The organism is Acinetobacter sp. NEB 394 (assembly GCF_013374795.1).
Lineage (GTDB): Bacteria > Pseudomonadota > Gammaproteobacteria > Pseudomonadales > Moraxellaceae > Acinetobacter > Acinetobacter johnsonii.
Genome location: NZ_CP055277.1, coordinates 2,033,620 through 2,058,572, shown reverse-complemented (window position 1 = coordinate 2,058,572; position 24,953 = coordinate 2,033,620). Strand labels below are relative to the sequence as shown.

General features: G+C 38.3%; 27 protein-coding genes, 1 tRNA gene, 1 pseudogene and 1 other annotated feature. Of the genes and pseudogenes, 18 read left to right on the top strand and 11 right to left on the bottom strand.

Features of this window, described 5'->3' with window-relative positions:
• Positions 1–27: 27 nt before the first annotated feature.
• From HUK62_RS09780 to HUK62_RS09765, 4 genes are all read right to left on the bottom strand, one after another.
• Positions 28–777 carry a YebC/PmpR family DNA-binding transcriptional regulator gene (locus HUK62_RS09780; RefSeq protein ID WP_004693421.1) on the bottom strand — a complete coding sequence of 250 codons (750 nt, stop codon included), beginning with the start codon at positions 775–777 and terminating at the stop codon, positions 28–30.
• A 261-nt stretch (positions 778–1,038) separates the two neighbouring features.
• A complete protein-coding gene (locus tag HUK62_RS09775; RefSeq protein ID WP_176537742.1) occupies positions 1,039–1,611 on the bottom strand; it encodes a 1-acyl-sn-glycerol-3-phosphate acyltransferase in 573 nt (190 codons plus the stop codon).
• A 76-nt stretch (positions 1,612–1,687) separates the two neighbouring features.
• A protein-coding gene (locus HUK62_RS09770; protein ID WP_176537741.1) for an IS3 family transposase occupies positions 1,688–2,907 on the bottom strand; the annotation gives its coding sequence in 2 pieces (ribosomal slippage) (positions 1,688–2,631 and positions 2,631–2,907; 1,221 coding nt in all).
• Positions 2,516–2,632: a sequence feature (AL1L pseudoknot), on the bottom strand. Its footprint overlaps the gene before it by 117 nt.
• A gap of 473 nt (positions 2,908–3,380) precedes the next feature.
• A protein-coding gene (locus tag HUK62_RS09765; protein WP_100607964.1) for an IS4 family transposase occupies positions 3,381–4,471 on the bottom strand; the annotation gives its coding sequence in 2 pieces (ribosomal slippage) (positions 3,381–3,931 and positions 3,931–4,471; 1,092 coding nt in all).
• Positions 4,472–4,757: 286 nt separating this feature from the next.
• On the opposite strand from HUK62_RS09765, the gene HUK62_RS09760 reads away from it, so the two are divergent.
• Positions 4,758–4,834, top strand: a tRNA-Ile gene (locus tag HUK62_RS09760).
• A 348-nt stretch (positions 4,835–5,182) separates the two neighbouring features.
• Here the strand turns inward: HUK62_RS09760 and HUK62_RS09755 are convergent.
• Positions 5,183–5,345: pseudogene (locus tag HUK62_RS09755) on the bottom strand (IS66 family transposase); the annotation flags it as partial.
• Positions 5,346–5,940: 595 nt separating this feature from the next.
• A complete protein-coding gene (locus tag HUK62_RS09750) occupies positions 5,941–6,828 on the bottom strand; it encodes a hypothetical protein (RefSeq protein WP_016167544.1) in 888 nt (295 codons plus the stop codon).
• 109 nt (positions 6,829–6,937) lie between these two features.
• On the opposite strand from HUK62_RS09750, the gene HUK62_RS09745 reads away from it, so the two are divergent.
• From HUK62_RS09745 to HUK62_RS09715, 7 genes are all read left to right on the top strand, one after another.
• Positions 6,938–7,147 carry a helix-turn-helix domain-containing protein gene (locus tag HUK62_RS09745; protein ID WP_016167545.1) on the top strand — a complete coding sequence of 70 codons (210 nt, stop codon included), beginning with the start codon at positions 6,938–6,940 and terminating at the stop codon, positions 7,145–7,147.
• 334 nt (positions 7,148–7,481) lie between these two features.
• Positions 7,482–7,874 (top strand): hypothetical protein, encoded by a 393-nt coding sequence (locus HUK62_RS09740; RefSeq protein WP_176537740.1) that lies wholly within the window; start codon positions 7,482–7,484, stop codon positions 7,872–7,874.
• 2 nt (positions 7,875–7,876) lie between these two features.
• A complete protein-coding gene (locus HUK62_RS09735) occupies positions 7,877–9,730 on the top strand; it encodes a hypothetical protein (RefSeq protein ID WP_125275015.1) in 1,854 nt (617 codons plus the stop codon).
• Complete coding sequence (locus HUK62_RS09730; protein WP_016167547.1) at positions 9,727–13,149, top strand: tyrosine-type recombinase/integrase; 3,423 nt, start codon at positions 9,727–9,729, stop codon at positions 13,147–13,149. The genes HUK62_RS09735 and HUK62_RS09730 overlap by 4 nt, the downstream gene beginning before the upstream one ends.
• Before the next feature lie 115 nt (positions 13,150–13,264).
• The gene (locus HUK62_RS09725) at positions 13,265–13,555 is read left to right on the top strand and encodes a hypothetical protein (RefSeq protein ID WP_016167548.1); all 291 of its coding nucleotides are present in this window, start codon (positions 13,265–13,267) and stop codon (positions 13,553–13,555) included.
• 93 nt (positions 13,556–13,648) lie between these two features.
• Positions 13,649–13,948 carry a hypothetical protein gene (locus HUK62_RS09720; RefSeq protein ID WP_005236314.1) on the top strand — a complete coding sequence of 100 codons (300 nt, stop codon included), beginning with the start codon at positions 13,649–13,651 and terminating at the stop codon, positions 13,946–13,948.
• Between the two features lie 339 nt (positions 13,949–14,287).
• Positions 14,288–14,545, top strand: coding sequence for a hypothetical protein (locus tag HUK62_RS09715; RefSeq protein ID WP_227559269.1), 258 nt, complete (start codon positions 14,288–14,290; stop codon positions 14,543–14,545).
• A gap of 42 nt (positions 14,546–14,587) precedes the next feature.
• Here HUK62_RS09715 and HUK62_RS09710 read toward each other — a convergent pair whose 3' ends face one another.
• Positions 14,588–14,770: a hypothetical protein gene (locus HUK62_RS09710; RefSeq protein ID WP_005236300.1), complete on the bottom strand. Its 183-nt coding sequence runs from the start codon at positions 14,768–14,770 to the stop codon at positions 14,588–14,590.
• A 99-nt stretch (positions 14,771–14,869) separates the two neighbouring features.
• A complete protein-coding gene (locus HUK62_RS09705; protein ID WP_026440969.1) occupies positions 14,870–15,130 on the bottom strand; it encodes a hypothetical protein in 261 nt (86 codons plus the stop codon).
• A gap of 57 nt (positions 15,131–15,187) precedes the next feature.
• Here HUK62_RS09705 and HUK62_RS18895 point away from each other — a divergent pair, with 57 nt between their 5' ends.
• Genes HUK62_RS18895 through istB form a run of 3 tightly spaced genes read left to right on the top strand, consistent with a single transcriptional unit; the run spans position 15,188 to position 17,469 of the window.
• A complete protein-coding gene (locus HUK62_RS18895; protein WP_016167550.1) occupies positions 15,188–15,367 on the top strand; it encodes a hypothetical protein in 180 nt (59 codons plus the stop codon).
• A 6-nt stretch (positions 15,368–15,373) separates the two neighbouring features.
• Positions 15,374–16,708, top strand: coding sequence for an IS21 family transposase (istA, locus tag HUK62_RS09700; RefSeq protein WP_218015315.1), 1,335 nt, complete (start codon positions 15,374–15,376; stop codon positions 16,706–16,708).
• Complete coding sequence (istB, locus tag HUK62_RS09695; protein ID WP_016167552.1) at positions 16,705–17,469, top strand: IS21-like element helper ATPase IstB; 765 nt, start codon at positions 16,705–16,707, stop codon at positions 17,467–17,469. Before istA ends, istB begins: the two co-directional genes overlap by 4 nt.
• 523 nt (positions 17,470–17,992) lie before the next feature.
• Here the strand turns inward: istB and HUK62_RS09690 are convergent.
• Both HUK62_RS09690 and HUK62_RS09685 read right to left on the bottom strand, forming a co-directional pair.
• Positions 17,993–18,733: a hypothetical protein gene (locus HUK62_RS09690; RefSeq protein WP_176537739.1), complete on the bottom strand. Its 741-nt coding sequence runs from the start codon at positions 18,731–18,733 to the stop codon at positions 17,993–17,995.
• A gap of 2 nt (positions 18,734–18,735) precedes the next feature.
• On the bottom strand, positions 18,736–19,671 hold the full coding sequence (locus tag HUK62_RS09685; protein WP_176537738.1) for an AraC family transcriptional regulator: 936 nt from the start codon (positions 19,669–19,671) through the stop codon (positions 18,736–18,738).
• Positions 19,672–19,793: 122 nt separating this feature from the next.
• Here HUK62_RS09685 and msrA point away from each other — a divergent pair, with 122 nt between their 5' ends.
• From msrA to HUK62_RS09650, 7 genes are read left to right on the top strand one after another with little or no spacing between them, the layout of a single operon-like run.
• Positions 19,794–20,282, top strand: a complete 489-nt coding sequence (gene msrA / locus HUK62_RS09680) for a peptide-methionine (S)-S-oxide reductase MsrA (RefSeq protein ID WP_000762837.1) — start codon at positions 19,794–19,796, stop codon at positions 20,280–20,282.
• 3 nt (positions 20,283–20,285) lie between these two features.
• Positions 20,286–20,546 carry a glutaredoxin gene (locus HUK62_RS09675; RefSeq protein ID WP_001076938.1) on the top strand — a complete coding sequence of 87 codons (261 nt, stop codon included), beginning with the start codon at positions 20,286–20,288 and terminating at the stop codon, positions 20,544–20,546.
• A gap of 31 nt (positions 20,547–20,577) precedes the next feature.
• Complete coding sequence (gene msrB, locus HUK62_RS09670; protein ID WP_000483554.1) at positions 20,578–21,018, top strand: peptide-methionine (R)-S-oxide reductase MsrB; 441 nt, start codon at positions 20,578–20,580, stop codon at positions 21,016–21,018.
• Between the two features lie 21 nt (positions 21,019–21,039).
• Positions 21,040–21,285 carry a glutaredoxin family protein gene (locus tag HUK62_RS09665; protein WP_079381165.1) on the top strand — a complete coding sequence of 82 codons (246 nt, stop codon included), beginning with the start codon at positions 21,040–21,042 and terminating at the stop codon, positions 21,283–21,285.
• 50 nt (positions 21,286–21,335) lie between these two features.
• Entirely contained in the window at positions 21,336–21,644 is a 309-nt protein-coding gene (locus HUK62_RS09660) for an antibiotic biosynthesis monooxygenase (RefSeq protein ID WP_002122973.1), read from the top strand.
• Positions 21,641–22,915 carry an acetyl-CoA C-acetyltransferase gene (locus tag HUK62_RS09655; RefSeq protein ID WP_000857678.1) on the top strand — a complete coding sequence of 425 codons (1,275 nt, stop codon included), beginning with the start codon at positions 21,641–21,643 and terminating at the stop codon, positions 22,913–22,915. Before HUK62_RS09660 ends, HUK62_RS09655 begins: the two co-directional genes overlap by 4 nt.
• Positions 22,916–22,924: 9 nt before the next feature.
• Positions 22,925–23,587: a peptide-methionine (S)-S-oxide reductase gene (locus tag HUK62_RS09650; RefSeq protein ID WP_176537737.1), complete on the top strand. Its 663-nt coding sequence runs from the start codon at positions 22,925–22,927 to the stop codon at positions 23,585–23,587.
• A gap of 219 nt (positions 23,588–23,806) precedes the next feature.
• Here HUK62_RS09650 and HUK62_RS09645 read toward each other — a convergent pair whose 3' ends face one another.
• Positions 23,807–24,784, bottom strand: coding sequence for a sensor domain-containing diguanylate cyclase (locus HUK62_RS09645; protein ID WP_002119794.1), 978 nt, complete (start codon positions 24,782–24,784; stop codon positions 23,807–23,809).
• Between the last annotated feature and the right edge of the window lie 169 nt (positions 24,785–24,953).

Below are 24,953 nucleotides of genomic sequence, written 5' to 3'. Positions count from 1 at the left end.
GAGAACGCATTTTTTTAAAGCAGTAGATTAGGCGTCTAATTCTGCCAATACCGCGTCAGAGAATTCAACGTTGGTATATACGTTTTGTACATCATCTAAATCTTCCAGCATATCAATCATTTTCATAATCTTTTTCGCTTGATCGATATCGGTGATTTCGGCTTTAGTTGAAGGGCTCATGACCACTTCAGCATTGTCCGATTTTAAACCTGCAGCAGTCAAAGCATCTTGCACATCACCAAAAGATTCAGGTGTAGTAATGACTAAGATTTCATCTTCATCGACTTCGATATCTTCAGCACCTGCTTCAAGTGCCACGTCCATGATTTGATCTTCTAAAGACACATCTTCAAAAGTGATCTCACCACGTTTTGTGAACAAGAAAGCAACTGAACCGTTTGTGCCTAAGTTACCATCTGTTTTTGAGAAACAGTGACGGACATCCGGTACAGTACGGTTTAAGTTGTCAGTCATGGTTTCTACAATAACTGCAACACCACCAACACCATAACCTTCGTAGGTAATTTCTTTTAAATCATCGTTATCTTCACCACCAGCACCACGTTGGATTGCACGGTTGATGACGTCACGTGTCATATTTACAGAAAGTGCTTTTTCTACAACTGCACGAAGACGTGGGTTGCTTGCAGCATCACCACCGCCAAGCTTTGCAGCAGTTGTTAATTCACGAATAAATTTGGTAAAAAGTTTACCACGGCTAGCATCTTGTTTTGCTTTACGATGCTTAATATTGGCCCACTTGGAATGACCCGCCATGCGAAATATGCTCCTTGTAGATTGGCTTTGTGCCTATCAAATTGTGCAAATTCTACCATAAGCACTTTTTTATGCGAAAGTAGGTGTTTTTCTGAAAATCGCCTGAACAAACAAAAAAAGAATTAAAATTGTTTGAAATAAAGCCAGTTATTTAAAATTTACCCTGTGAGGCAGTTCACTTTAAAAATTAACTGTTGGGAAACTCTCACAGAGACCTAAAAGAATAGCGTCTTCACATTCTTTTAGGTTAATTAAACGATCTTATTGTGCAGCAGTTTTAGGTTCTGGAATCTCAATATCTAAACCAACATGCTCTTTATAAAGTGCTTTAATAAGCGCTAAGTCATGATCTAGGTCTGTTGGGTAGATTTTTCCAAAAATACCACCTTGCTTGGTTTTTGAGTTCGCGTACATCAGCACAATAGGGACATTGGCTGCTTTAGCAATATGCCAAAATCCAGTACGAATAGGTTTACGTACTTCACCTGTTTTGGCACGTGTCGCTTCAGGTGCAATGACTAAATTGAATTTTTTATTTTGGGTAAAGTGCTCAACCATTTGAGACACAATGTCTTTATTTGACTTGCGATCGACTGCGATACCACCAATGGCTTCGAGTATGGGCTTCATTGGCCCTTTGAATAATTCTTTTTTAATCAGGGTATGGATTTTCATATCGTAGATTTGAAAAATCGCCAGTGACAAGACAGCATCCAACATAGAAGTATGTTCAAATCCAATAATGACTTGCTTGTCTTCCAAAACGTTTGGTTCTACATGATATTTCCAGCCTGCGAGTTTAAACGCAGACTCACCAATGAGTTTTTTTAACATGAGCATAAAAATACAAGTGTTTTTTAAAGAGGCTAATTGAACCGTACCGGGTTTGTCGGAGACTTTTTTATTTAAGTTAGGCCACCTGACCTAACGGGTTAATCTTATCATAGTACATTGCTTCAAACTCAAAAGGCGATACATAACCCAGTGCATTGTGTACACGCTTTTTATTGAACCAATCTACCCAGTTTAGTGTCGCAAGTTGTACATCTGCTAAACCTTGCCAATCTGCTTTTAAATATTCAATCACCTCTGTTTTGTATAAGCCATTCACCGTTTCAGCCAAAGCATTATCGTATGAATCACCTGTCGTACCGACTGATGCTCGTAAATTTGCTGCTTCTAAACGATTGGTATAGCGAATAGAAAGATATTGAACACCTCTATCTGAATGATGAATCACATTCTTAGGCATACCTCGATCGTGCAATGCTTGCTCCAATGCATCGAGCACCATATCTGTATTCATCCGTGTAGATACTTTCCATCCAACAATGGCTCGTGAGAACACATCAATAACAAATGCGGTATAGACCCAGCCTGAATGAGTTTGAATATACGTAAAGTCACCCACCCATAGTTGGTTTGGATGATCAGCATTAAAATTACGTTTCACTAAATCATCTGCCCGTTTTTGGTCATCTCGGCTACGGGTGGTTTTTTTGTTCTTACCACGCCAAACACCTTGTATACCTAGCTTTTGCATTAATCGAGCAACAGTACAGCGCGCAATAATATAGCCTTCACGTTTCAGTTTTTGCCAGACTTTACGTACACCATACCGACCTGAACTTTCCTTCCAAATTCGTTTAATTTGTTCAGCATGATGCTCATCATGTAGATCTCGTTTCGCTCGATGTTCTGGATTGTCAGCGAGATCTAAAGTCCGGTAATAGGTTGAAGCTGCAATCGGTAAAATTCTACAAATCGCTTCAACACCATATCGATCTTTATTGTTATGGATAAAATCCACCATTATTTGTGTGGGCGGTCGAGCTCCGCCTGGGCGAAAAAAGCGGCTGCTTTACGTAGAATTTCATTGGCACGCTTTAATTCTTTAATTTCACGTTCCATTTGCCTCATTTTTTCTTGATCAGATATCTGTTGTACTTTAATAGGATTTTGCTGATCTAAATGCTTTTGATGCCAGGCACGAAGTGTTTCAGGAGTACAACCAATCTTAGGCGCAATTGCTGTGATTGCAGCCCAAGTAGAAGGATAATCTTTTTCAGATTCAATCAATAATTGAACCGCTCTTTCTCTGATTTCAGGGGTATATTTTAATTTTGTCATCGGGGTAGTCTCTCAGAATATTGACTCTCCGACAAACCCGGTACGGTTCAAATGTCTGCTTGTTTACGGTTTGAGTCAAGTCCTACTTGATTGCACTTGCCACTTTTATGAATGGGCTTGAATCCTCATCAGTTGAACAAGGAGGGGGCAAGAATTGAACACTAAGATGTTTTAAATCTAATCAAACAGAAAAGAAATATGCTGAAAATGAAAATACCACTATTCATAAACGAAATGACAGATTAGACTTTGGTCTAAGACTAAAGTGTGCACTTTCACACTTTAACTTTGGTTTAACAAAGCTCAGGATTGTTAAAATGACTTATCTTTCGACTTTTGTATGTGCAATAGTTCTCTTTGCTTTGGTTGTTTTATGGTCAATTGTTGAGTTTTTCATTGAGTCACGAAAAAAAGAAAAAGCCGGTATTTAGTTTTATCCAATTTAATTAAATTTTCTCTGTACACGACAAATTTCACAGAACTCTTATCCTATCAGGCATCTGCCTTCTTAAAATTGCCAGAATTTCCTTAAACTCTTCTTTTTTCCCAAAACCAATTAAACGCTGAATCGCCATTTGAACATAGTCTAAACCATAGCGAAATAAACTCATTGAGAGTCGTCCATGCTTCTTTATTTTTATCGCTTTTTTTTGATCATGTTGCCATTCACCCGTTAAGTAGCACCAACAGAAGCTTATAGCTAAGACCGCAATCAATTTTTTCACTCGTCTAGGGTCTGTCAAGCGCGTATTTTCAAGATTGAATCCTCGTCCTTTGAGACAACTGAATAAGGTTTCAATTTCCCAGCGTAATGCATAATCCTGAATAGCATTGGCATTAAACTGAGGAGAAACGACGAGTAAAAGCTCTCCATTTTCTAACTGTAGTGCACTCATATATAGTTTCACCCGACCAACCAAAATCCGTCGTTTACGACATTCAATTTGACCAAGTTGAAGATGGCGAAATAAATCACTAATTTTATGATTCTTCCCTAAATGATTGGTGACAATGAAGTTTTTTTAACACGAATGCAGAAGTTGATGTCTTGTTCAATTAACCATGTAAACCACTGCTCACCGATAAACTCTCTGTCTGCGAACACATTCACAATACGGTCTTTACCAAAAATGGATATAAAGCGTTGAATCAAAGCAATCCGCTCTTTCGTATCTGAATTTCCACGTTTATTAAGCAATGTCCAAACGATAGGTATCGCTATTCCACGATAAACGATCGCAAGCATCAGGATATTAATATTTCGTTTTCCCCATTTCCAATTGGTTCTATCTAAAGTCAGTTGCACTTTGTCGAATGAAAACATATTGAAAATCAACTGAGAAATTTGACGATAATCAAAATACTGACCTGCAAAGAAGCGCTGCATACGTCGATAAAATGATTGTGGTAAGCACTTGATGGGCAAGGCTTTAGATGCAGAAGAAAGATTACATGTTTGCTTTAAAATGATCACAAGCATGATGAGCGCAAAGCACTTTAAATGTGACTTGTTCCATTTTAGAGATTTGTTTAAGATAAGATATAACTCATTGAGATGTGTCATAGTATTCGTCGTTAGAAAACAATTATTGTGACATTATTTCAATGAGTTATCTATTTTTGTCGTGTACAGAGTTAAATTTTATTATTCTAGTATTTATAAGTGCTTTTGAGTCTTAGTATGTAACTCAAAGATCGTGAAAGACCTGATGTGTCAGTTTGATGATCTAAATTTTCTTGATTGTTTGGATAGTGTACAACTATGTATGAAAAAGCTTGTCTTTTGAAAAAATCTTCGCTAGTATTCATTTCGCCTGAACTTGTTGATATATAACAAATTCAGCATATTAGGGCCTATAGCTCAGTTGGTTAGAGCAGCGGACTCATAATCCGTTGGTCGACAGTTCAAGTCTGTCTGGGCCCACCATATAAAACAACCACTTACGTGTACTAATCGTAAGTGGTTTTTTTGTTTTTAGATTCTGGTAAGCAAATGGTAAGCAGCTTAAATCAACATTATTCTTAATTGGTTTTGTTGGATAAAGACTTTAAAGATAGAATTTCCTATAGTTACTCAAATTCAAGTGACGACTTGGGTATGGGGCGATCTAATTCTGGCATGGCTTAATCATAATTTAAGTCAATACTTTGAGATATGAAGTATATGATCGAATTTTAGATCAGTTTATTACAAGTTTCGTAAGCGTGGGCTGAACCCCACACCTATTTTTTAATTTTGGTCGGGTTGCCACCGGTGTGGCAGTAATTCTTCTATTTAGGTCACTTTATGTGTCGGTAACATAGGCATACAGATCCAAGCCATTCAGCTTTGCTGACTGGATTTAAGTCTTGATATTCGCCGCTCGTTGACCACTGCGCAGCGAGCCAACAAACAGCCAGTTCTTACTTCCCAAGGCCTAAGGGCGCATTTGGTTGTCGGGTAGTCAGACGCAGTTGCCTACGTCAACCCCCTAAGAACCGTGCATGCGAGTTTCCCAGCACACGGCTCAAGCCTCTTCTAAGGCGCCATTCGGCACCCGGTTATACCTCGTTGACATTGGCAAACTGAACACTCCTCGGACAATACAGATAGATGGTAAATCTCAAGATGAGCGACCGCATCCATCCTACCATGACTTAGCTTCACAATATGACGGCTGTGCCATGGTGTATCTTTGGTGACTGGTTTAAGACAGGCGCAGCAGGGATGACTTTGTTTTAGCCACACTCTATACAGCTTGGCTCGCCACTTTGGGGATCTGGTGATAGAATTTACCAAGGCAGTAAATGGGTTTTTTACACGGTAAAAATTGGCTGGCAGTGCCGCATTAAGAAATACATTTAAGAGAGCAATGTTGAATTAGCCGGGACAATTTCAGCTGGGATCTCACCTGCTTCAGGTGACGATGTTCAAGGTATTATTGCCAATACAGCATTTGGTGCAGGGGCAGGCAGCATGAGCACATGGAAAAAGGTTTACAAACGATAAAAGGGCAGGCTGCCATACCTGGGTGTTAATTGTGGGTGTCCGCTTTAGTTGGAATACAATATGATGTGGGAAGGAAAAAATTTATTAAGGTTAAGGGTGATTAGATCATTTGGATCAGTAGCAATTTTCGCATGCAATATTAAAGAATCAGAATTGGAAATGTAAATTTCTTTATTTTTAAATTTTTCTGATATAACAGATTTTTTGAACAACTCATATTCGGATACATATGAGTTCATTCGAATATCACTGATCCAATTTTTAGCTCTTAGCAGGCGCCAATTTATATTTGTGACGTCAGCTATAGTCAGGCCTCGATAAGATATTTTTCTAATTTTATCGAAAATTATGTCGAATAAAAATATGTGAGATCTATGCAAATAGCTAATATTTAATAAGAGAGTTTCTAAGTTTTTTTCAAGAGCTATAGCACAATAGTTACATAATTCATAGTTATTAATAATTAATCCCCATTGATATAGAAGATATATAGAATAGATAGCATCAAGATTTTCAAAAGAAATAATTTTTTCAAGTGTTGGATAACATATGGGTTGTGGACAACCTAATCCATCGGATATTACATAGCTGCGAATATCTGAAGATAAGTTATGCATGTCATTTATAATTTTATTTGATGTAAATTTTGTGTTTTCAATATCCCAAATAGGGTGTTGAATAATACAGGTTGCACCGGGTATATTTTTCTCAGTGCTTTCTTTCCATGATTTTTGAGGTGTAGATAAACCAAATTTATATTTTTTAAATAATTTATCTTCAGGTGAATGTTTAGAATTTGAATACATGAATTTATAAAACTTGTAATCATTTGTTATGTTTAAGTGCTTTAATTTTTTAGCTTCATTGAATAAATAGTCAAACCAAGTAATTGTTTTTGCATATTCCAAAATGCCACGAGCATTGCGTCCCATTTTTCCATTCCATACTAAAGTTGGGGTAAAGTTATTTAGTAATTATACCTCTTTTCTTTACCCCTTTAAACGTGCTTTTATAGTTTTAAAGCATTTTAAAGAGAGAAATATGGCACTAAAGCATAAACATAAGCCGATTACAGATGATCGGCTTTTATTGACCACTAGAGAGACAGCTAGGCTTTTAGGGTATGCAGAACAGACTTTACGTAAGTGGGCTTTATATGAAAATGGCCCAATTAATCCTATTAGACATGGACGTACTCTTCGTTGGAGTAAGGCGGAAGTCTACAAATTTGCTTGCTCACAAGAAGACTAAATTTGAAGATGATATGAGCTAGTTGCTCATATCTATTCATTAGACTGCTAGGCGAGTTAGGTAATGTAATAACGAATTATCTACAAGCCAGCAGAAAGTTTATTTGGGTTGTATAAATTTTATTTAAAGAGAACAATTACTTGAAGCTTTTAATTTGTGATTGATTGGGTGGGGTTAGAAGGCTTTAAAGCTTAACTCTGAATAATTTTCACTTTTGAAAAAATTCAATGCTTTCAGACTGTATGAGCACAAACTTCAAAGCTATCATCCTGCAGGTAAAAAAGTTAATCACAAATATACTTATAAATAATTGTCCTACGTTAAAGGATCAATAGTGTTAAAAATGCCAGTAGATGAAAATAAAATAGAATCTAGATTAAGAAGTCTTTCTGAAAGTATTGCTCTTATGCATATCGATTTTGCAGGATTTTTTGAGGAGTATAGCCTTAAAGAATCAATAGACAGTATAATGTTAAATTATGAAAGTGGTTCTTATACTAGTGCGATAAAATCATGTTCAGAACAATCATTTTTAATAAAAAATAATAAATTAATTGATCTATATAAAGCTGAATATGGTAAATCCTATTTTTCAAATTTAATCATTGAAAGCAAAATTGTATTTGAGTTGAATGTTGTTATTTCATATATTGCTCATAATTTACAAAAAAAGGTTATAGTGAAAGCCATATTTCAACACTTTACTATTACTTTTATTTGTTACTAAAATTGATTTCACCGAAAAATTGTGAATATCGTGATGAAGATGGTTTTAGTGAGATTTTGGAATCGATTAATATATTTTTAATAAAATCATGTGAATCAATAGTTGATGATTTAGATGAAAAATTTGTTTCAGATTATAATAAAAAATTTAATAAATTATTTTTCTCGGTTACTAATATTGATAAAATAACTATAGTAAAAAAGATTTTTGAATATTTAAAAATATTCATTGTAAAAATAAAAAATATCGAAAATTTAAAAAACAATAAGAAAAGCACAAAGGCTAAATCAAAATTCAAAAGAATTAAAGTTAGTGACCCTAGTCCACAAGAGGCTATAAGTATTTGTGTTCCAGAAGGATCTTATGATTCTATTGAGGATGAAATATCTGAAGACGATACTCAAACAATCCTTAATGTTAAAGCTGATAGTGTTGCTGGTAGAGTAAGTGGGTATGTACAATCAGATAAAAAAATAGCTGAAATTATAATCAGGAGAAATTATCCTACAGTATCAAATCCTTCGTTTTTAGAACAAATTCTATTACGAAAAGTATTTCAGGTACTGATAGATAAATTTCAAGCTCAGCCAGACTCACAAGAAAGTGCTATTGCTGCAATGTTCTTAATGTCGTTATTTACTGGGGTGTCAGCGACACATTTTCTTAATATAGACCTTCTCTTAGAAGATCAGCGAATTTCTAAAGCTAAGGATGCAGATGGTTATCTTTTTAGATATTACGTTGGTTTAGATAATACTGAAAAAAGTAAGAATAGAACGCTAATCAACCAACTTTGTCTTACTACAGCACAGAATTGGGATATTCATGTTCCAGCTTCGTGGGTAGACACTATTTTAAATCATCAAAATTTGTTAATAGTGGATTTGAATTTGAAAATTAAAGACTGGTTCTCCAGATATTGTTTAGGTGTAATAAATATTGGTTCTATAGCGCAGCAACTACATTTCCATATGGCACGCATTGATCCTAAAGGCCTTTTGAAAGAATTTATTAAAAATAAAAAAATTCATCATGAACCTGAATTAGCCTATGCTGTTTTCAATGCCATTGAAATGAATAAATATTATCAAAAATATCTTGAGAACGTCACTGACGTACAATTCCAGTCTAGTGATGATTCTAGCTCCGATAAAGCAATAGATTATCCTGTCATTTGGGAGCGAAACGAAAGAAAAATTGGGAGTAGGAAACTATGGAATACAAAAGATGCTCGGAATTTTATTCATAGATTAAAAAGTGATTTGGAGTCAACTCTCAATAATGAAAAAAAATCGCTTTATGAAAAGGTGAATAGTTATGCCATATGGATGTGGACAATTTGTTTATTAACTCTTGGTATCCGCCCTAATTCAGGTGCTCCAGGACCATTGAAGTATTACGATGCAACAAATGGCTTTTATTACGTTCATGATAAAAAAAGCGAAAGTCGTCCTTTTGGTCGTTATATACCGATAACCAGTTTTTTGAAAGAAGAAATATCGAAATACCAAAATTTCTTAATGGAACAGGGTTTAGCTAATAAGGTTGAAAAAGATACAGATTTATCCCTCATTTATATCATGGATAAAAGGAAAAAATTGCAGGAAATCACGGCAGATTTCGTCCAATGTAATTTAGAGTCAATGAATTTTTATTTGTATAAAAATTGGGCTAGACATTTTTTAATCAATTCTGTGAAGTTACCGATAGATATTCAAAAGACATTGTATGCACACGATAGTCTAGATCTTGGATTTAGTTATGGGTCTTCACTTAGTTTTTATGCATATAAAACGAAAATTCTCAATGCTGTTGACGGAATGTTGATTGAGCTTGGCTTGGTGATAAAAGTATGAGTAAATTATCATTAGAACTTCAGACTGACTTAAAAAATAAAGCAATAAATTTATGTTGTGATATCACTAAGTTATTTGATGAATTTAATTCTAAAAAGCGAAAAACTGATAAGTCATGGCGTAATCTTAATGTTAATACTCAAAAATTAATTGGAGTTATGCAACATGAACTTAACGCTCAACTTAAGTTAATGAGTGAAATACAGTTAAAAAATGAATATTTAACGTATTGGCGCGAATTGTGGTTTGTAGAAAAAACAAAAATTATTGATAAATATTATGATATTACGAAAGTGGTAGATTTATCGATACCTGATTATTTTATATCTAATAGTGCAAAAAAGGAAATTAATGCTACTCCACACAAATTAATAGAGGGTTCGCAATTAAATAATTTTAAGAATCAATTAGAGAAATTTTGGATAGAAAAAGAAGTTTTTAACTGTGATTCAGAATATTTTAAAGATATAGAAAGTAAAGAAAATTTATCTACTAATCATTGTCTGTTGAGGATTCTATTTGCTCAGTTGACATTAAGTTTAATTTTTCACTCAAATTGTCCATTTGAAAATCATCTAGTTAGTATAGTTAAAACAGTCTTTAAAAACTTTACTGAATATGGTGTATGTGATCTCAGCCCTATTGATGGATTAGAATATATTTATGATGTTAAGGACGCATCAAAATTACAAGCAAATGGTTTTTTATTGAGTTATCTAATTCCAAATAAAAGATATGCAAATTTGTTTTTGGATGGGAATACGTACCAGAGTTGTCAGGTCAGTCTTGAACCTATTACATTGATTATTTTGAATAGATTAGTTGCCGAGATACCTAAAACACATTATTTGAGTTTAGATCAAATTTTAGGATTTGATATAAATGATACTAATAAATTTAAAAATTGGATGTTAAATGAGTTAAGAAAAATTTCTCAGAATAATGAAGTTGTTAAAAAATTTAAAGCTAAAGGGTTTATGGCATTTAACCATATTGATTATATTGCATGGAATAAGAGAAAGGTATCAATAGATGGGTTTTTATCCGCATTAAATGTAGGGAAGTATGCTACGTCAGCAATTTCAATAAATTACTTAAATCAGCTAGAGCAAAGATTAAAAATTCCTTTAGAGGAGTTAAGGATTCAATATGTCCAAAACAAACTAATTAAGAGTGAAAAAGTAAATCAGTTATCTTTTCAAGCCATTAAGTGTACGGATAATTTTTCTAATACTATGCCCAAAGAAGTAAAGAGAATTTTAAGGATAGGATCTAAAAGCAATGATCAAAAACGGTTCAAAAGATCTTTAAAATTTAATTTGGCAAAGGTAAGAAATGAATATGATTTAGAGTTTATTAAGGGCGAAAGTGATCCAGATATAGCATCATTAAGTGTTCAAATTTGTTTGCTAAGTTGGTTTGAAATGAATTTGACAAATGGTATTAAATTATCTTCTCTTCAAACCTACAAGTCGGTGTTTTCAGTAGAGCTTTATTGCTATGCTGTTGAACATTCAATTAATTTATTAGATGCAGATCAAAGTGATTTTGAAGATATGTATGAGTACATATTAAGCGTGAAGATAAAAAATGATAAAAATACCACACTTGAGGAAACTAACTTAGAGAGTTATGAAAAAAAGCATGATACATATTCAGCTGCTTTAAAGCAGCTTAAGGCATTTCATAAACATATTTCTAGTGTGTTCAATGCTCCAAATTTGGATGATTGGTTTTCATATTATAAAACAGAGAATACTCAAGTTTGTCGTAGCGGATATATATCAAAAGATATGTTTAAATACATTATTGATAAATTATTGCCTAACTCAAAAAGACTTTTTAACCTAAAGATGGATTGTCATGACTTACGAATGGTAAGAATGATATGTATTTTGGGATATCGTTGTGGTCTGAGAATAAGTGAAATTTTAGGGCTTAAACTAAGTGACTTAACGACGTTAAGCTTAGAAAAACATGAAAATAATTCTAATAAAATTGAATATTGGTTATTTGATGAAAAAATAGAGTTTTTGAAAATACAAATTAGAAATAATTATGATCGACAGCTTAAAACTAGAAATGCACAACGTGCTTTGTGTTTAAGTGAATTACTGACTGAAGAAGAATTGCTAGAATTTTGTCATCTGCTCAAAATGATAGTTATAAATAAAAAAGAAAATCGTATTTGTTTAGGTGCTAACCGGTTCATCTTTGAAAAAAATGGTGCTGGACTTATTAAAGCAAGTTCAGTTAGACAAGTATTCAAATGTTGTTTGGATTTAATTTTTGGTGATGAACAATATAATTTCTCTTTTCATACATTGAGACACAGTGCAGCGAATAATCTTGCTATTGTGTTGAAGGGTAGTGATCAACTCAGAATAGCTTGGACAGATTATTCAGATAATCATGTTAAAAATATTCGAAACTATATTTTAGCTGAATCGACTTCTTTGGAAGATAGAGCCGATGTTTGGAAACATTTGGCTTATATGTTAGGTCATTCATCGATAGAAATGACAGCAAACCACTATTTGCATGTTGGAATGATTTTGTATGCCGATGCATGTAATCGACAAGAAAATTACATACCTAGAAAGTTGTTACAGCATTTGCTACCTAAGCATACTAAAGCGGGAGTAGGTCGTAGTAAAAAGTTTATTATTGATATTAATATTTTGAATTACAGAAAAATATTATGTGATTATTTGAGAAATAGGGTAGGTTATAAAAATGAATTGACCCCTGATTATAAAATGAATGGTCACCAGTCACACTTTTTGGGAGGGGATCATACATTGAGCTTAGACCAAGATGTTTTTTTAGAAGAGCTAAATACAATACAAAATCCTATAGTTTTTAGTTCAGACTCCGAACTAAGAAAATTTTTTTTAGAATATATAGAATTGATATATAGCAATCGGTATTACACCCAAAAACGTGGGAATCATAAAAGATCCTCTGAAGAATTATTGGAGTTTCTTGCAGAATATGCTCAGCATGATAATTATCAAGCAATGCGTTTGATAAAACAGGCTTATGGTAAAGCTCAAGATCAAATAAGATTTCAGGATCAACTGACTCGGTTATCAAATCTTTTTCTCGATCATGTTTTGATTGTAGATGCTAAAATTAAATTTTATATTAGAGATGAAATAAGTTATGCAAATTATTTGGAGTTTTTAGTAAATCTAAAGGCAATTGTAGGTAATGATTTTTTTCGCAATATCTATTATAGAGAGCATGAATGGGAAGAATTTAGTAAAGTGATGAAGATTCGGAAAAATAAAAAATATGAAGTACTAGTTTTAAAGAATATTAATCCTAAAGCTAAGTATATGCAGATATTGATTTCTATTCTTTTTTATAGTTTGTCTTTGAAGATTGTAAATAAACATTTAGATACAGTTACTTAAGCTGCATATTGAGCAAGTATTTTTATATGTTGTACTTTAAATAAAAATATTTATACGTGCGTTAAATAATTTAACAGGTTTAAGAGTGCGATTTCAAAAAATGGAGGCGGACTAAATGAAGCATACGTATATAGATGTAGATCATTGTATTCAAGAAGCTTTACAAGGGAATATTGTCCACTTAAACGATAATTTATATTTTTTAAGTGCTGAAACAGCCTTACAGCAAGTCCTTATACCTGAGCATGTTTGCTGTACAGCACCATACTGGATCATTGGATATGAGTTGCCTAAACCGATTCAAAATAAACAGGAATTAGAGTCATTATTTGCATGGCATAACTTTTTTGTTAAATTTGCTAGCAATGCTGATGAATTTAAAGAGTTTAACCCTAGGGGCGAGTAATGAAACTTTATAGTGTCAGCCCTTATAGTTTTTAAATTCATCTTCATGAGTACATGATAACTTCAGTATTGACTGAATATTAAAGGATTATTTGTGAGTCGAAGTGTAAAGAGGCAACTCAGTTTCTTTTTAATCGTACTTTGCGGAGTAATTGCCTATAATTATGTGGCTACTCGTCAAATAGAACATACGGTGGTGAATTCTAGCGTTCAAGAGCGAGAGCGAGCATTTATGCAAAAACGAGCTGAATACATAAAAAATCACGGTGAGACCAGTATGGCTGATCAAGAAATTAAGCAAGAATTGGCATTCAGAAGAGCACATTTTTTAATTAATAGTTCGTCTTCGTATCAGAGTGCTAAAGAGCAAGATCTTGAAAAATTTGTAAAGTGAGGTACATATTATGGTAGATCAAATTATTTCTAAAGATAATGCGAAAATATTCGCTGAATCCGCAGCAAAAAATTAGTAAGATGAAATAATAAAGTGTGACGATCTCAGGTCTATACTAAACGCAACTAATCAACCTCCTATGAAAATCGTCAGAACTGGTAAAAATGTCATGGAGTTTTTAGAGGATTGATTTTTAAGACATTGTTTTATTTTTATTTGATCGCTGTGATTTTAATGAAGTATTGCGGGATCATTACTCAATTTTAATTTATGTCATAATTTATTAATCTTAATTTCAGATAAAAATCAAGGAAAAAATTAATGTCGAGAAAGGTAATAATGACTACAAATGAAAGACATCTTCAAGCATTAAATCAAATGCGTGCTAGCTACCGTGGTGTACAGCTTTTAAGGCAAGATAGAACTAGATTTATGCAAGATGGGTCTATTGTTCAATCCAGCTTTTCTTCCACAAGCGATAGTAGGTATCCTGCATGTGATGAACTATCAATGGAAACGGATGAGAGTGATGTGTTGAAAGAAACTGCTGAAGCTATGTACGCATCTACAGGTGATACAATTTGGTTAAGCTTTTAAATATAAAATTCAAGCGCTTTATATCGTTTCAATGAGCAGAGTTCAAAATTGCTTGAGTACGTCGTCAATTGATATTTCCTCTTCCACATAGAAAATACCATTTTGATCTGCTTTCATTTTTTTAATAGTCATACCTTCAAGCTTGGCAATCTCGATTAAATCGTCAAGTATTTGATCTGCAATTTTATTTTTCCAATCATTTTCTGGGTCTAAAGGATTCGACATGAGTTTCTCCTAGTTCATGGTGTAGAAGCTAAATCAACAGTTCTATAGGATGTATGATATTAGAGTTGGTTTAAATTGCTTCAATACGAGTATGACTACTTAAACTTCGATGATCAAATTTTCTCTAAACCCATTTTTACCTTGCTCTGGCGGATAACCCAATGGATTGATCACTAATCTACATCCATCGACTACAGTATCCACTGATGTATGCGTATGTCCTGCAATCCATAATTTAAAGCCTTTTATATCTAAGTCATTAATAAAATAGGGATTGAGTGCTGCTGCAACAGGATGCGTACCCCAATATGGATCAAGACAAGCTGTTCGGCGACAATTAGGATGACCGGTTGACGACAATTATCTTGGCCGGTTGGGTGTCACAATAGGTACCTTGTTTTCTGTTCGGAGTTCAAGGTGCCTGGACAACATATCACCCACCGACAAGAGGAGCTGTATATGCAGCATCGCCAACAAGGCATGACTCAAGAAATCGCTGCTGCGAAGTCTGCCATTTCCCCCCGCACTGCCCGACGTATTGAGCAGTCCAACACCTTACCCCGCGCTAAAGCTGATAGAGATTGGCGCACCCGCTAAGATCCACTGGAAGCCGTATGGGAAACCGATCTAGTTGTTCTTTTAAACGCTAAACCAGAGCTTACGCCTATTACTTTGCTGGAGCATTTGCAGGCGCTCTATCCAAACCAATATGACCAGCGAATTCTGAGAACATTGCAGCGTCGGGTTAAGAAATGGAAAGCACTACATGGCCCGGAGAAAGATGTCATCTTCCGCCAGCAAGCTCAACCCGGTTTACAGGGCTTCTCTGATTTTACTCATCCTGATAGCCCGATCACCATTAAGCAGCAACCCTTTGCTCATTTGCTGTATCAGTTCCGCCTCGCTTATAGCGGCTGGCGTTCCATCACTGTGGTTCAGGGTGGTGAGAGCTATTCTGCCTTATCTACCGGTTTACAGCGTGCGCTGACGCAGGCTGGTGGCTGTCCGGTGGAGCATCGCACCGATAGCCTCAGTGCCGCCAGGAACAATACGCAAAATGTCTGGACAGATGCCTATCAGGACTTGTGCGAGCATTACAACATGACGCCAACGCGCAATAACCTGGGGCAATCGCATGAGAACGGCGTAGTGGAGTGCGCTAATGGCTCATTTAAACGCCGTCTGGCGCAGCACCTGCTACTTCGCGGCCACAGTGACTTTGACAGTATCGAAGCCTACCAGGCCTTTATTGATCAAATCGTCGGCAAGCTAAACCAGCGCTCACGCAGCCGCTTTTTAGAAGAACAGCAAACCCTGCAAGCCTTACCGGAATATGATGCTGTTGATTACACCTTGCTGAGCATTAAAGTCACCCGTAGTGCCACCATTGAAGTGCGCCGGGTGGTGTACAGCGTGCCATCACGACTGATTGGCGAACGCCTGCAAGTACGGCTGTATCATAACAAACTGGTGCTCTATGTGGGCCAGCAAGTGGCGCTGACCTTGCCACGAATTTACCCGGCCCTCGGCCAAAGCCGTGCACGTTGTATCAACTACCGGCATATTATCCGCTCACTGGCCGCTAAACCGCAGGCGTTTCGTTACTCGCAACTGCGGGATGATATCTTACCTGACGACAATTACCGGCAGTTGTGGCAGTTAGTGGATGATGCGTTACCAGCACAGGATGCCTGTAAATGGATAGTCACGGTGTTATGGCTGGCGAGCGAATACGATAGCGAACAAGAGCTGGGAGAGACCTTGTTGCAAGAGGCCAGAGCCGGTCTGTTTGAAAGTGCCAAAACCATTCAGGAGCGCTTTTACACCCCGCAAAGCGCACCAGACATTAAGACAAAGCAACATAACCTGCTAAGTTATGATGCACTGCTAACGTCATTAAAGGCACAGGCGAAACACGATGTGGAGGTGCCATTTTGACTTCCTCCGTTGCATTACTGCTCAAAGAATTAAGGCTGCCGGCGTTCGTCAGGCACTATGAAAAACTCTGGCAAACCGCGGTAGAAAAAGGCTGGTCGCACAGTGACTACCTTGCGGCATTATGCGAATACGAGCTCGCAGAGCGCTTTACACGGCGCACACAAAGCTGGGTACGCGAAGGGAGGCTGGCACCGGGAAAAACCTTAAGCACTCTGGATAACAGCGTGCTCAGCCGGACAAATCAAGCGCTCATCGCCAAGTTGCACCAAGACCTGTCCTGGGCACATCACGCCGATAATATCCTGCTGATTGGCCCCAGTGGCACCGGCAAAACACACATAGCCAATGCATTGGGTTACCGGCTGATTGAGCAAGGCATACGCTGCAAACTGTTTCCAGCCATTGGCTTGGTACAACAGTTACAACAAGCCAAGCGCGAACTGGATCTGATGAGCGAGATGAGCAAGCTGGATAAGTATCAGGTGATCATCATTGATGACATTGGTTATGTGAAAAAAACCGATGCAGAAACCCAGGTACTGTTTGAATTTATCGCGCATCGATATGAAAGCGGTAGCCTGATCATCACAGCCAATCACCCGTTTAGTGCATGGGATCAGATCTTCCCAGACAGCATGATGACGGTAGCGGCCATAGATCGGCTGATCCACCACGCGACAATTATAGAATTAGAAGGAGAAAGCTATCGAAAACAACATCAGTTAAAACAAGCTGGAAGTAGGAAAAATGAGAAAACCTAACCGGCCATCATAATTGACGCGAACCGGCCAAGATAGTTGACGCCGAACAATGATTGACGATCTAACGCTCCAGAACCAAATCAGGGATCTGGCTTTAGCGAGTCGGAGCGAACCGACCGATGGTTGGCGTACCGAAGAGCTTGACCCTAAGTTGTGGAACGGTTGGCGTAAAATGATTCAGGGGGACCGGCTAGAAATCGCTGAATACGATCTGACGGCTAAGGTTAGCCAAGGGGACTCTCCTAGTGACAAGCCCGGAGTGGTTGAAGGTCTAAAACAAAGAATAAGGGCTTACAACTTTAGTAAACAAAGGACGTCATCAATAGCAGTGATATAAAAAGTTATCTTTGCCGCCCCGATAAGGCTTTACGGGGCGACTAAGTCTCACCCAACCGACAATTCCGATAGTTTCAGAATAAGCTTTGAGTTTTCTAAGATTGGAATTACTACACCACAGCACGTACTCGAGATACTACAAATAGCTTTTTGGTAGGACCGATACCGAATAAATATCCATAATACATCAGGAGAAACTTTTTTTAATTTTCTGTAACCGGTCATAAATCAGTGGCGGATAATTTGCATGATATTCACCACACTCTGGGCAATGCTCTTGTTTTAGGTACGCTTGATTGTCGAGATCTTGATAAGGAAAAACGCTGAAGAGAAGTTCGTGCTGCATAAGCGTTTTATAAAAACTCTTATGATAAGGTGCAATCTCGCTGTCTTTGATTTTGTCGAAATATAGGTCAACGCTGTTCAAAATGCTCATAATTTCTTTAACCCCGTCGAACCTTAAAATGTCGTCATCTTTGTGAATATCAACATCTAAGCTCTCTAGATCCTCAATGAAACATTTAATCGCACGTCGAGAATACAGAAGGATCATTTGCGTCTTGCCATCAACGGTCTTTTCTTGATCGTAACTAAAATTTTTGATGTTTCTTTCGACAAACAAATAAAGTTCGTGAAGTTGATCTAACTCGTGCCTTAGTTGCTCCTTCGTGTTTTCTTTTTCGATTTGCTGATGAAGGATTCTATTCGCATCAATCTGGGCTTTCAGCGCTAAAAACAGAACTACTGAACCTAGTATCTGTACGAATGGGTTCGAAATACCTCCAAAAGCATCTCCTATTTCGCCATAATCCTTCAAGTAGTGAAGAGGAAGAAGAGGTAAGAATAAAGGGAGAAGAAGACAGAATACACTGCCGACGACGATGACCCAGAAAGCTATTTTGGTAACAGGAGAGTTATAGATATTCATTTTTACACCTTTTCAGAATTTTCTTTTCTGTACGCGCTAGGAGTTTTGCCAATTTTTTTCTTAAACAACTTTTGAAAGTGTTCATGTGCCGGATACCCAATGGCTTCACTCACTTCGGGAACAGACTTACCGGATTCTTTAAGCAGCTGCTTTGCTTTTTCAAGCCGACAATAGGTTAAATAATCAAGAGGTGTCATGCCTGACAGCTCCTTAAATTTGACGCTGTAGTTCGTACGCGACATCCCCGCAATCCCGGCGAGATCGTCAAGACCCCATTTTTTATCGAGACTATGATGAATAGCTTCCAAGGTTTTGCTGAGTTGCGGATTTTCGATCAGTTTGAAGAATCCAGCATTTTTATTGGATTTGTACATGTGGATTCTTAACGCTTGCACGAAGATAATTTCGGTCAGCTTTCTGACTAACGTGTTGCTTCCAGGAAGCCCTGATTTTGCTTCCTGCTCTATAATACTTAAAAGCATGGCAAGCCAAGGCGAGTGGGAGTTATCAGCACTCTTGATATGCACGACATTTGGCAGCGAATTTAAGAATGGATGATCGGGTCCGCCATTAAAACAAAAATGTCCGTAAACGACGTTGGCTTTGAGCTTGCTCTGATCACCGTATTCCAAAACTTGAGCTTCGGTGAGGTTGGCTTTAGCTCTAAATTCGACCGCAGGCTCGGCCTTGATTTTTGGTGCACTGGCCATGGTGTGCTCCATCCCTTTGAAAAAGATCAAAATATCGCCCTGCTCCGCCAATGCTTTAAGTTTAAGTTTTGGCACCTCATACCAAAACTCGCCATGAGTCACGATGTGAAATCTCGCTAGATTCTCTTCCTGCGGGAGGCTGATGCCCCAGTCTCCCGCAAATGAGGTTCTATACCAGTAGCTGCTAGTAAGCTCTACCTTATCTAAAATTTCACTGAGAACATCCATATATAGCTCCTACGTAAACTGTCCAATAGGTCATGTTATACGAACTATTGAACATATTATATCTATTTTACATGCTGTAAAGTCAGTCTAATCAGTAAGTGGATGAAAACTAAGGAGGCTTTATGAAACTAGATTATGTGATCGTTGCCGGAGGGTGTTTTTGGGGTCTCGAAGACCTCCTTAGGAGTCTGGACGGTGTGACGTCAACGAAGGTGGGCTACTCTGGCGGAGATTTTGATGATCCTACCTACGCCGATATTATAACAGGGAAAACGGGGCACGCCGAAGCGGTTCGCGTGGAATACGACCAAGACGAAATATCTCTCGAAGAGATTCTACATTACTTTTTCAAAATCCATGATCCGACTACGAAGAATCGCCAAGGAAATGATGTTGGCACTTCGTATCGCTCGGCAGCGTTCTATCGTGACGATGCACAGAAAGCGATTATCGAAAACGTGATTGATGAGGTCAATGAGATCGGTCGCTTCGAGAATCCCGTGGTCACGACGGTAGCCTTGGAAAAAGAGTTTTATGACGCTGAGGAGTATCACCAAAACTATTTGAAGAAGAATCCCCACGGGTACACGTGCCATTTTGAGAGAGATTAAACCATGAATCAAACGAAAGAGGAAAAAATGAAAGAACTTAAGAACGTTGTCATCTACACAAAAGACCATTGTCCGTTTAGTAAACGCGTGAAGGAGTACTTAACTTCTGAAAAAGTTGATTTTAAACAAATTCGCGTGGATGACGATCCCAAGACTTATGATGAGTTGAAGAAAAAAACCAACCTTCAAACTGTTCCGCAAGTTTTTGTGGATGGAAAATTCATTGGTAGCGCGACTGACTTCTTCGCGTGGATTGATAGCTAAAGAACAAACCCAAAAATAAAGGAGCAAATTTATGTTCAACTGGGAAAGCATTAACAACTATCTCGATAACGGCACTCCCGCTCCTCCTAGAAAAGTAGAAAAGAGCGAGGAAGAGTGGAAAAAAATTCTGACGCCCGCTCAATTTAATGTCATGCGGAAGAAAGGCACCGAGCGCCCTCACACTGGGGAACTCTGTTCATTTTATGAGGCAGGACGGTATGCCTGCGCGGGCTGCGACACTGAACTGTTTGATTCGAACGTTAAGTTTGATTCGGGAACAGGTTGGCCGAGTTTTTCTGAGCCCGTCGCCGACAACGTAATTCAATATGAACTGGACACGACTTACGGACGAAGAATCGAAGTGCTATGCAATGTGTGCGAAGCCCACTTAGGGCACGTTTTTCCAGATGGTCCTGAGCCCTCTGGGGCTCGATTCTGCATCAACTCGGAGTCGTTGAAGTTTGTAGAGTAATTTTAGAAAATGGAGGGGGTCGTGGGGATTAAGCTGTTCGGTCATAAGGACTGCCACAAAACCAAGATTTACCAGTCGTACTTGAAAGAAAAAGGAATCGAGTTTGATTTTTTAGATGTTCACGAAGACGACGCGGCAGCTGATGAACTGCGATCCCTTTATACTACTGGAAAGTTAAATTTCCCGACAATACTGGTTGGGACAAAGAAGCTGAGAAACCCCAAGTTCAAGGACCTTGACAAGTGGTTGGAAGCTTCGATAAAATAACGAGATCTTTTTTTTGAGGATTGTAATTAGCTTAGTAAGGAGTCAGATCAATGATTATAGCAGTTTTCCGCAGTCGTGTTGCCAAGGAGCACGGTGGGGAGTTTGAAAGAAGATACGCCGAGATGTCCGCGCTTGTCGAAGCCATTCCTGGTTACGGAAGCCATGAGCGGTTTTCTTCTCCTAACGGTGAAGATGTTCTAATTGTCGAGTTCCTTACCAGAGAAGCTTTCGATGCTTGGGATAAGCATCCCGAACACAAAAAAGCCAAGATGCTTGGCAAAGACTACATTTTTGAATCGTACGACGTGAAGGTCGGAGAAGTTTTTGAACGGCACACAAAGCCGGAGGTGAAATTATGAAAACGAGAAACGTTTATATCGTAGGTGGAGCTCGGATTCCATTTATGAAATCTATGACCGCATATCGAGACGTCTCAAGTGAAGAACTAATGACGGCGAGCCTAAAGAGTTTAGTTGATAGATATAACTTGGAAGGAAAAACTGTGGGCGATGTAGCCTTAGGAGCTGTCATGCACAGCTCGGCTAACTGGAATTTGGCTCGTGAAGTCGTTCAATCCTCCGGTTTGCATCCAAACACTCCGGCATATAACGTGCAACGTGCTTGCGGAACGAGCTTGGAAAATACGATTCAGATTGCTCACAAAATTTCTAGCCACCAAATTGAAAGTGGCATTGCGGGCGGTGTTGATAGCAACAGCGATTTGCCCATTATGGTTAGTCGAACTTTCGCAAGAAAATTGATTGCGTTGAATTCTGCCAGAACGCTTGGTGAGAAAGTAAAAATCATTTTAGGAATTAAACCTAGCGATCTAAAGCCAGTGTTGCCCGCAGTGGTTGAGCCACGCACCGGAAAATCAATGGGTGAGCATTGCGAACTCATGGTTAAAGAGTGGAATATTTCTCGCCAAGAGCAAGATGAGTTAGCGCTGGCAAGTCACAGAAATGCAGCTCAAGCATATAAAGATGGGTTTTATGATGATCTCGTCTTTCCATTCCAAGGAAATAAGACCGATGGAATTTTGCGTGCTGATACAACTTTGGAAAAATTGTCGAAGTTAAAACCTGTTTTTGATAAATCAGAAAAAGGGACTTTGACGGCGGGAAATTCAAGCTCGCTCACAGATGGCTCATCCACCGTTCTTTTAGCATCAGAAGAAGAGGCAAAAAAGAATAATTGGCCCCTGTTGGCTAAGATTGTGGATTCTCATACTTCCGCCGTGGATTATGTCGCTGGCGAAGGTTTGCTTATGGCCCCAACTGTGGCGGTCAGTGAATTATTGAAGCGAAACGGCTTAAAGCTTCAGGATTTTGATTTTTACGAAATTCACGAGGCGTTCGCTGGACAAGTGCTCTGCACGATGAAGGCGTGGGAGTCTGCTGAATACTGCAAAACACGTTTGGGACGATCAGAGCCTCTCGGAAAAATTGACCGCTCGAAGCTAAATGTCCGTGGAAGTAGCATTGCCCTTGGGCATCCGTTTGCGGCTACTGGCGCTAAGATCGTCGGAGTTTTAGCAAAGATACTGCACTCAGCTGGTCCTGGAAAACGTGGCCTTATCGTCGTTTGCACGGCGGGAGGAATGGGAGTGGCTACAATTCTTGAAAGTTAGGAGAAAAATATGTCGGATCTAAAAATGAATAAAGAAGACGGTGTTGAAAGCTATGAATTTGCAATCCCTGAAGCAATCGAAGAAGCATTGAAAATCGGGAAGCTTAGTCAAACGGTTTTCGGCATGGGTTGCTTTTGGGGACCGGATTCTAATTTTGGAGGGACGCAGGGAGTAGTGCAAACACGTGTTGGCTACGCTGGAGCATCAACTCTGGATCCGAGTTACCGCAACATCAACGGACACGCCGAAGTCGTCAGAGTGATCTACGATAAAGACCAAATCAGCTACAGGGAACTTCTTGGAAGTTTTGAATCATGGTCTGTTCATGGTAGAAAGCAGGGCCAGTATCGCCAGATACTTTTTGTTTTTGATCTGGAGCAAAAACAAGTAGCTGAAGAACTGATTCAAGCGATTGGAAAGGAGAAATCTCCCGAGGTGATTGAGGCCGGAGAACAAAATGGTTATTTTTGGCCCGCCGAAGATTACCATCAAAAGCATCGTCTTCGCAGAAACAAACAGCTTGTAAGTCTTGCAGAAGTAGATTTCGGTCCTCGCTGGGATGAACATCTGTATTTTACTAAATTAAATAGTACCGATAGAAAAGGCTTCAGTCTCTCAAGCTGGCTAAAAAAGTTGTCTCCGGAAATGCAGAAAGCTTACCGAATCGGTTAATCTGAAATTGCAGCTGGCTAAAGAACTCTATTTTCTATATGTAAAGAATGTGACGATCTCCTTCACATGGAGTCCAAGAGAGCATAAAAAATCTGTGTAAGTCGCATTACCCATGTATTTGAAAGGAATAAATAATGCCAATATCAGACCAGCTTATCGACCGAAGCAAGACCTCAGTTTTTATGAGGTCTTGAGATCAGCGCAGCATGAACAGATCTCTTACAGTGTGGCGAACACACTGGTTTGATTGCGGCCTTGGGTTTTAGCTTTGTATAACATCTGATCGGCGACTTCGAGCAACTGCTTTTTGTCGTCAAATAAATCAGCGCTGGCCAAACCTATGCTGACCGTTAATTGTCGTAATAACCACTCATGGTTAGCCACTACCAGCCTTAACTTTTCCAGTGTTTTATTTGCGGACGCTGTGTCTGTGCCTGGCAGGATCAGCACAAACTCTTCACCACCATAACGGGCGAAAAAGTCATAGTTCCTGCTATGGCGCTGAAACAGAGCCGCGACTTGACTCAGTGCCTCATCTCCTGCGGCATGACCATAGCTGTCGTTAAAACTCTTAAAGTGATCAATATCAATCAATGCCAGTACAAAAGATTGTCCTGTTCTTTGCCAGCGAGCAAATTCAGCTTCAAACTTGAGGTCAAAAGCTCTTCTGTTGTTCACCCCTGTCAGCGCATCCGTCATGCTGGTATTATGTAATTGTTCGCCGACTTTTTTCAGCTCCAGTATGGCGATCACTTGTCTGGACAGAGCCTGCAAAGAGCTTATCTGCCGCTGGTTCAGCTGCTTAGGAACATGATCATAGACACAAATAGTACCAATCACTGCACCTTCGGGATCAATCAGCGGCGAGCCAGCATAAAATCGGTAGCCAGGTCCTGAAATCACCATAGCATTGGTACTGAATCTGTGATCTAAAGTAGCGTCAGGGACCACCATTACCGCATCAGGTGTTTCCATTGCATACACGCAAAAGGACTCTTTAATTAATACAGAGGTACGCGAAATACCAACTTTTGCAATTAGATTCAGCTTTGTGTCATCGGTTCGCGTCACCATAGCCACTGGTGCATCACAGATATAACACGCCAGTTCAGTGATATCCCGCAGGTTCTGATCTGCTTCAGCAGGTGCTTTTAGTGTGGTTTCTGCACTAGCTGTTTGAGCTAAACTAAAGGTCATGTACTTCTCCGTTTTTCTACTGCATTTTTCAAAGATCCTGCATAGAAAAATGAATTAAATCGTTGATTTAACTCTAGCATAGATCTGTCAGACTTGAAGTTATCTCTGTAGCAATGGTATTGTTTTGTACAATATTCGCCTGCTTGATTTGAGTTTTAGCTGTATTTAT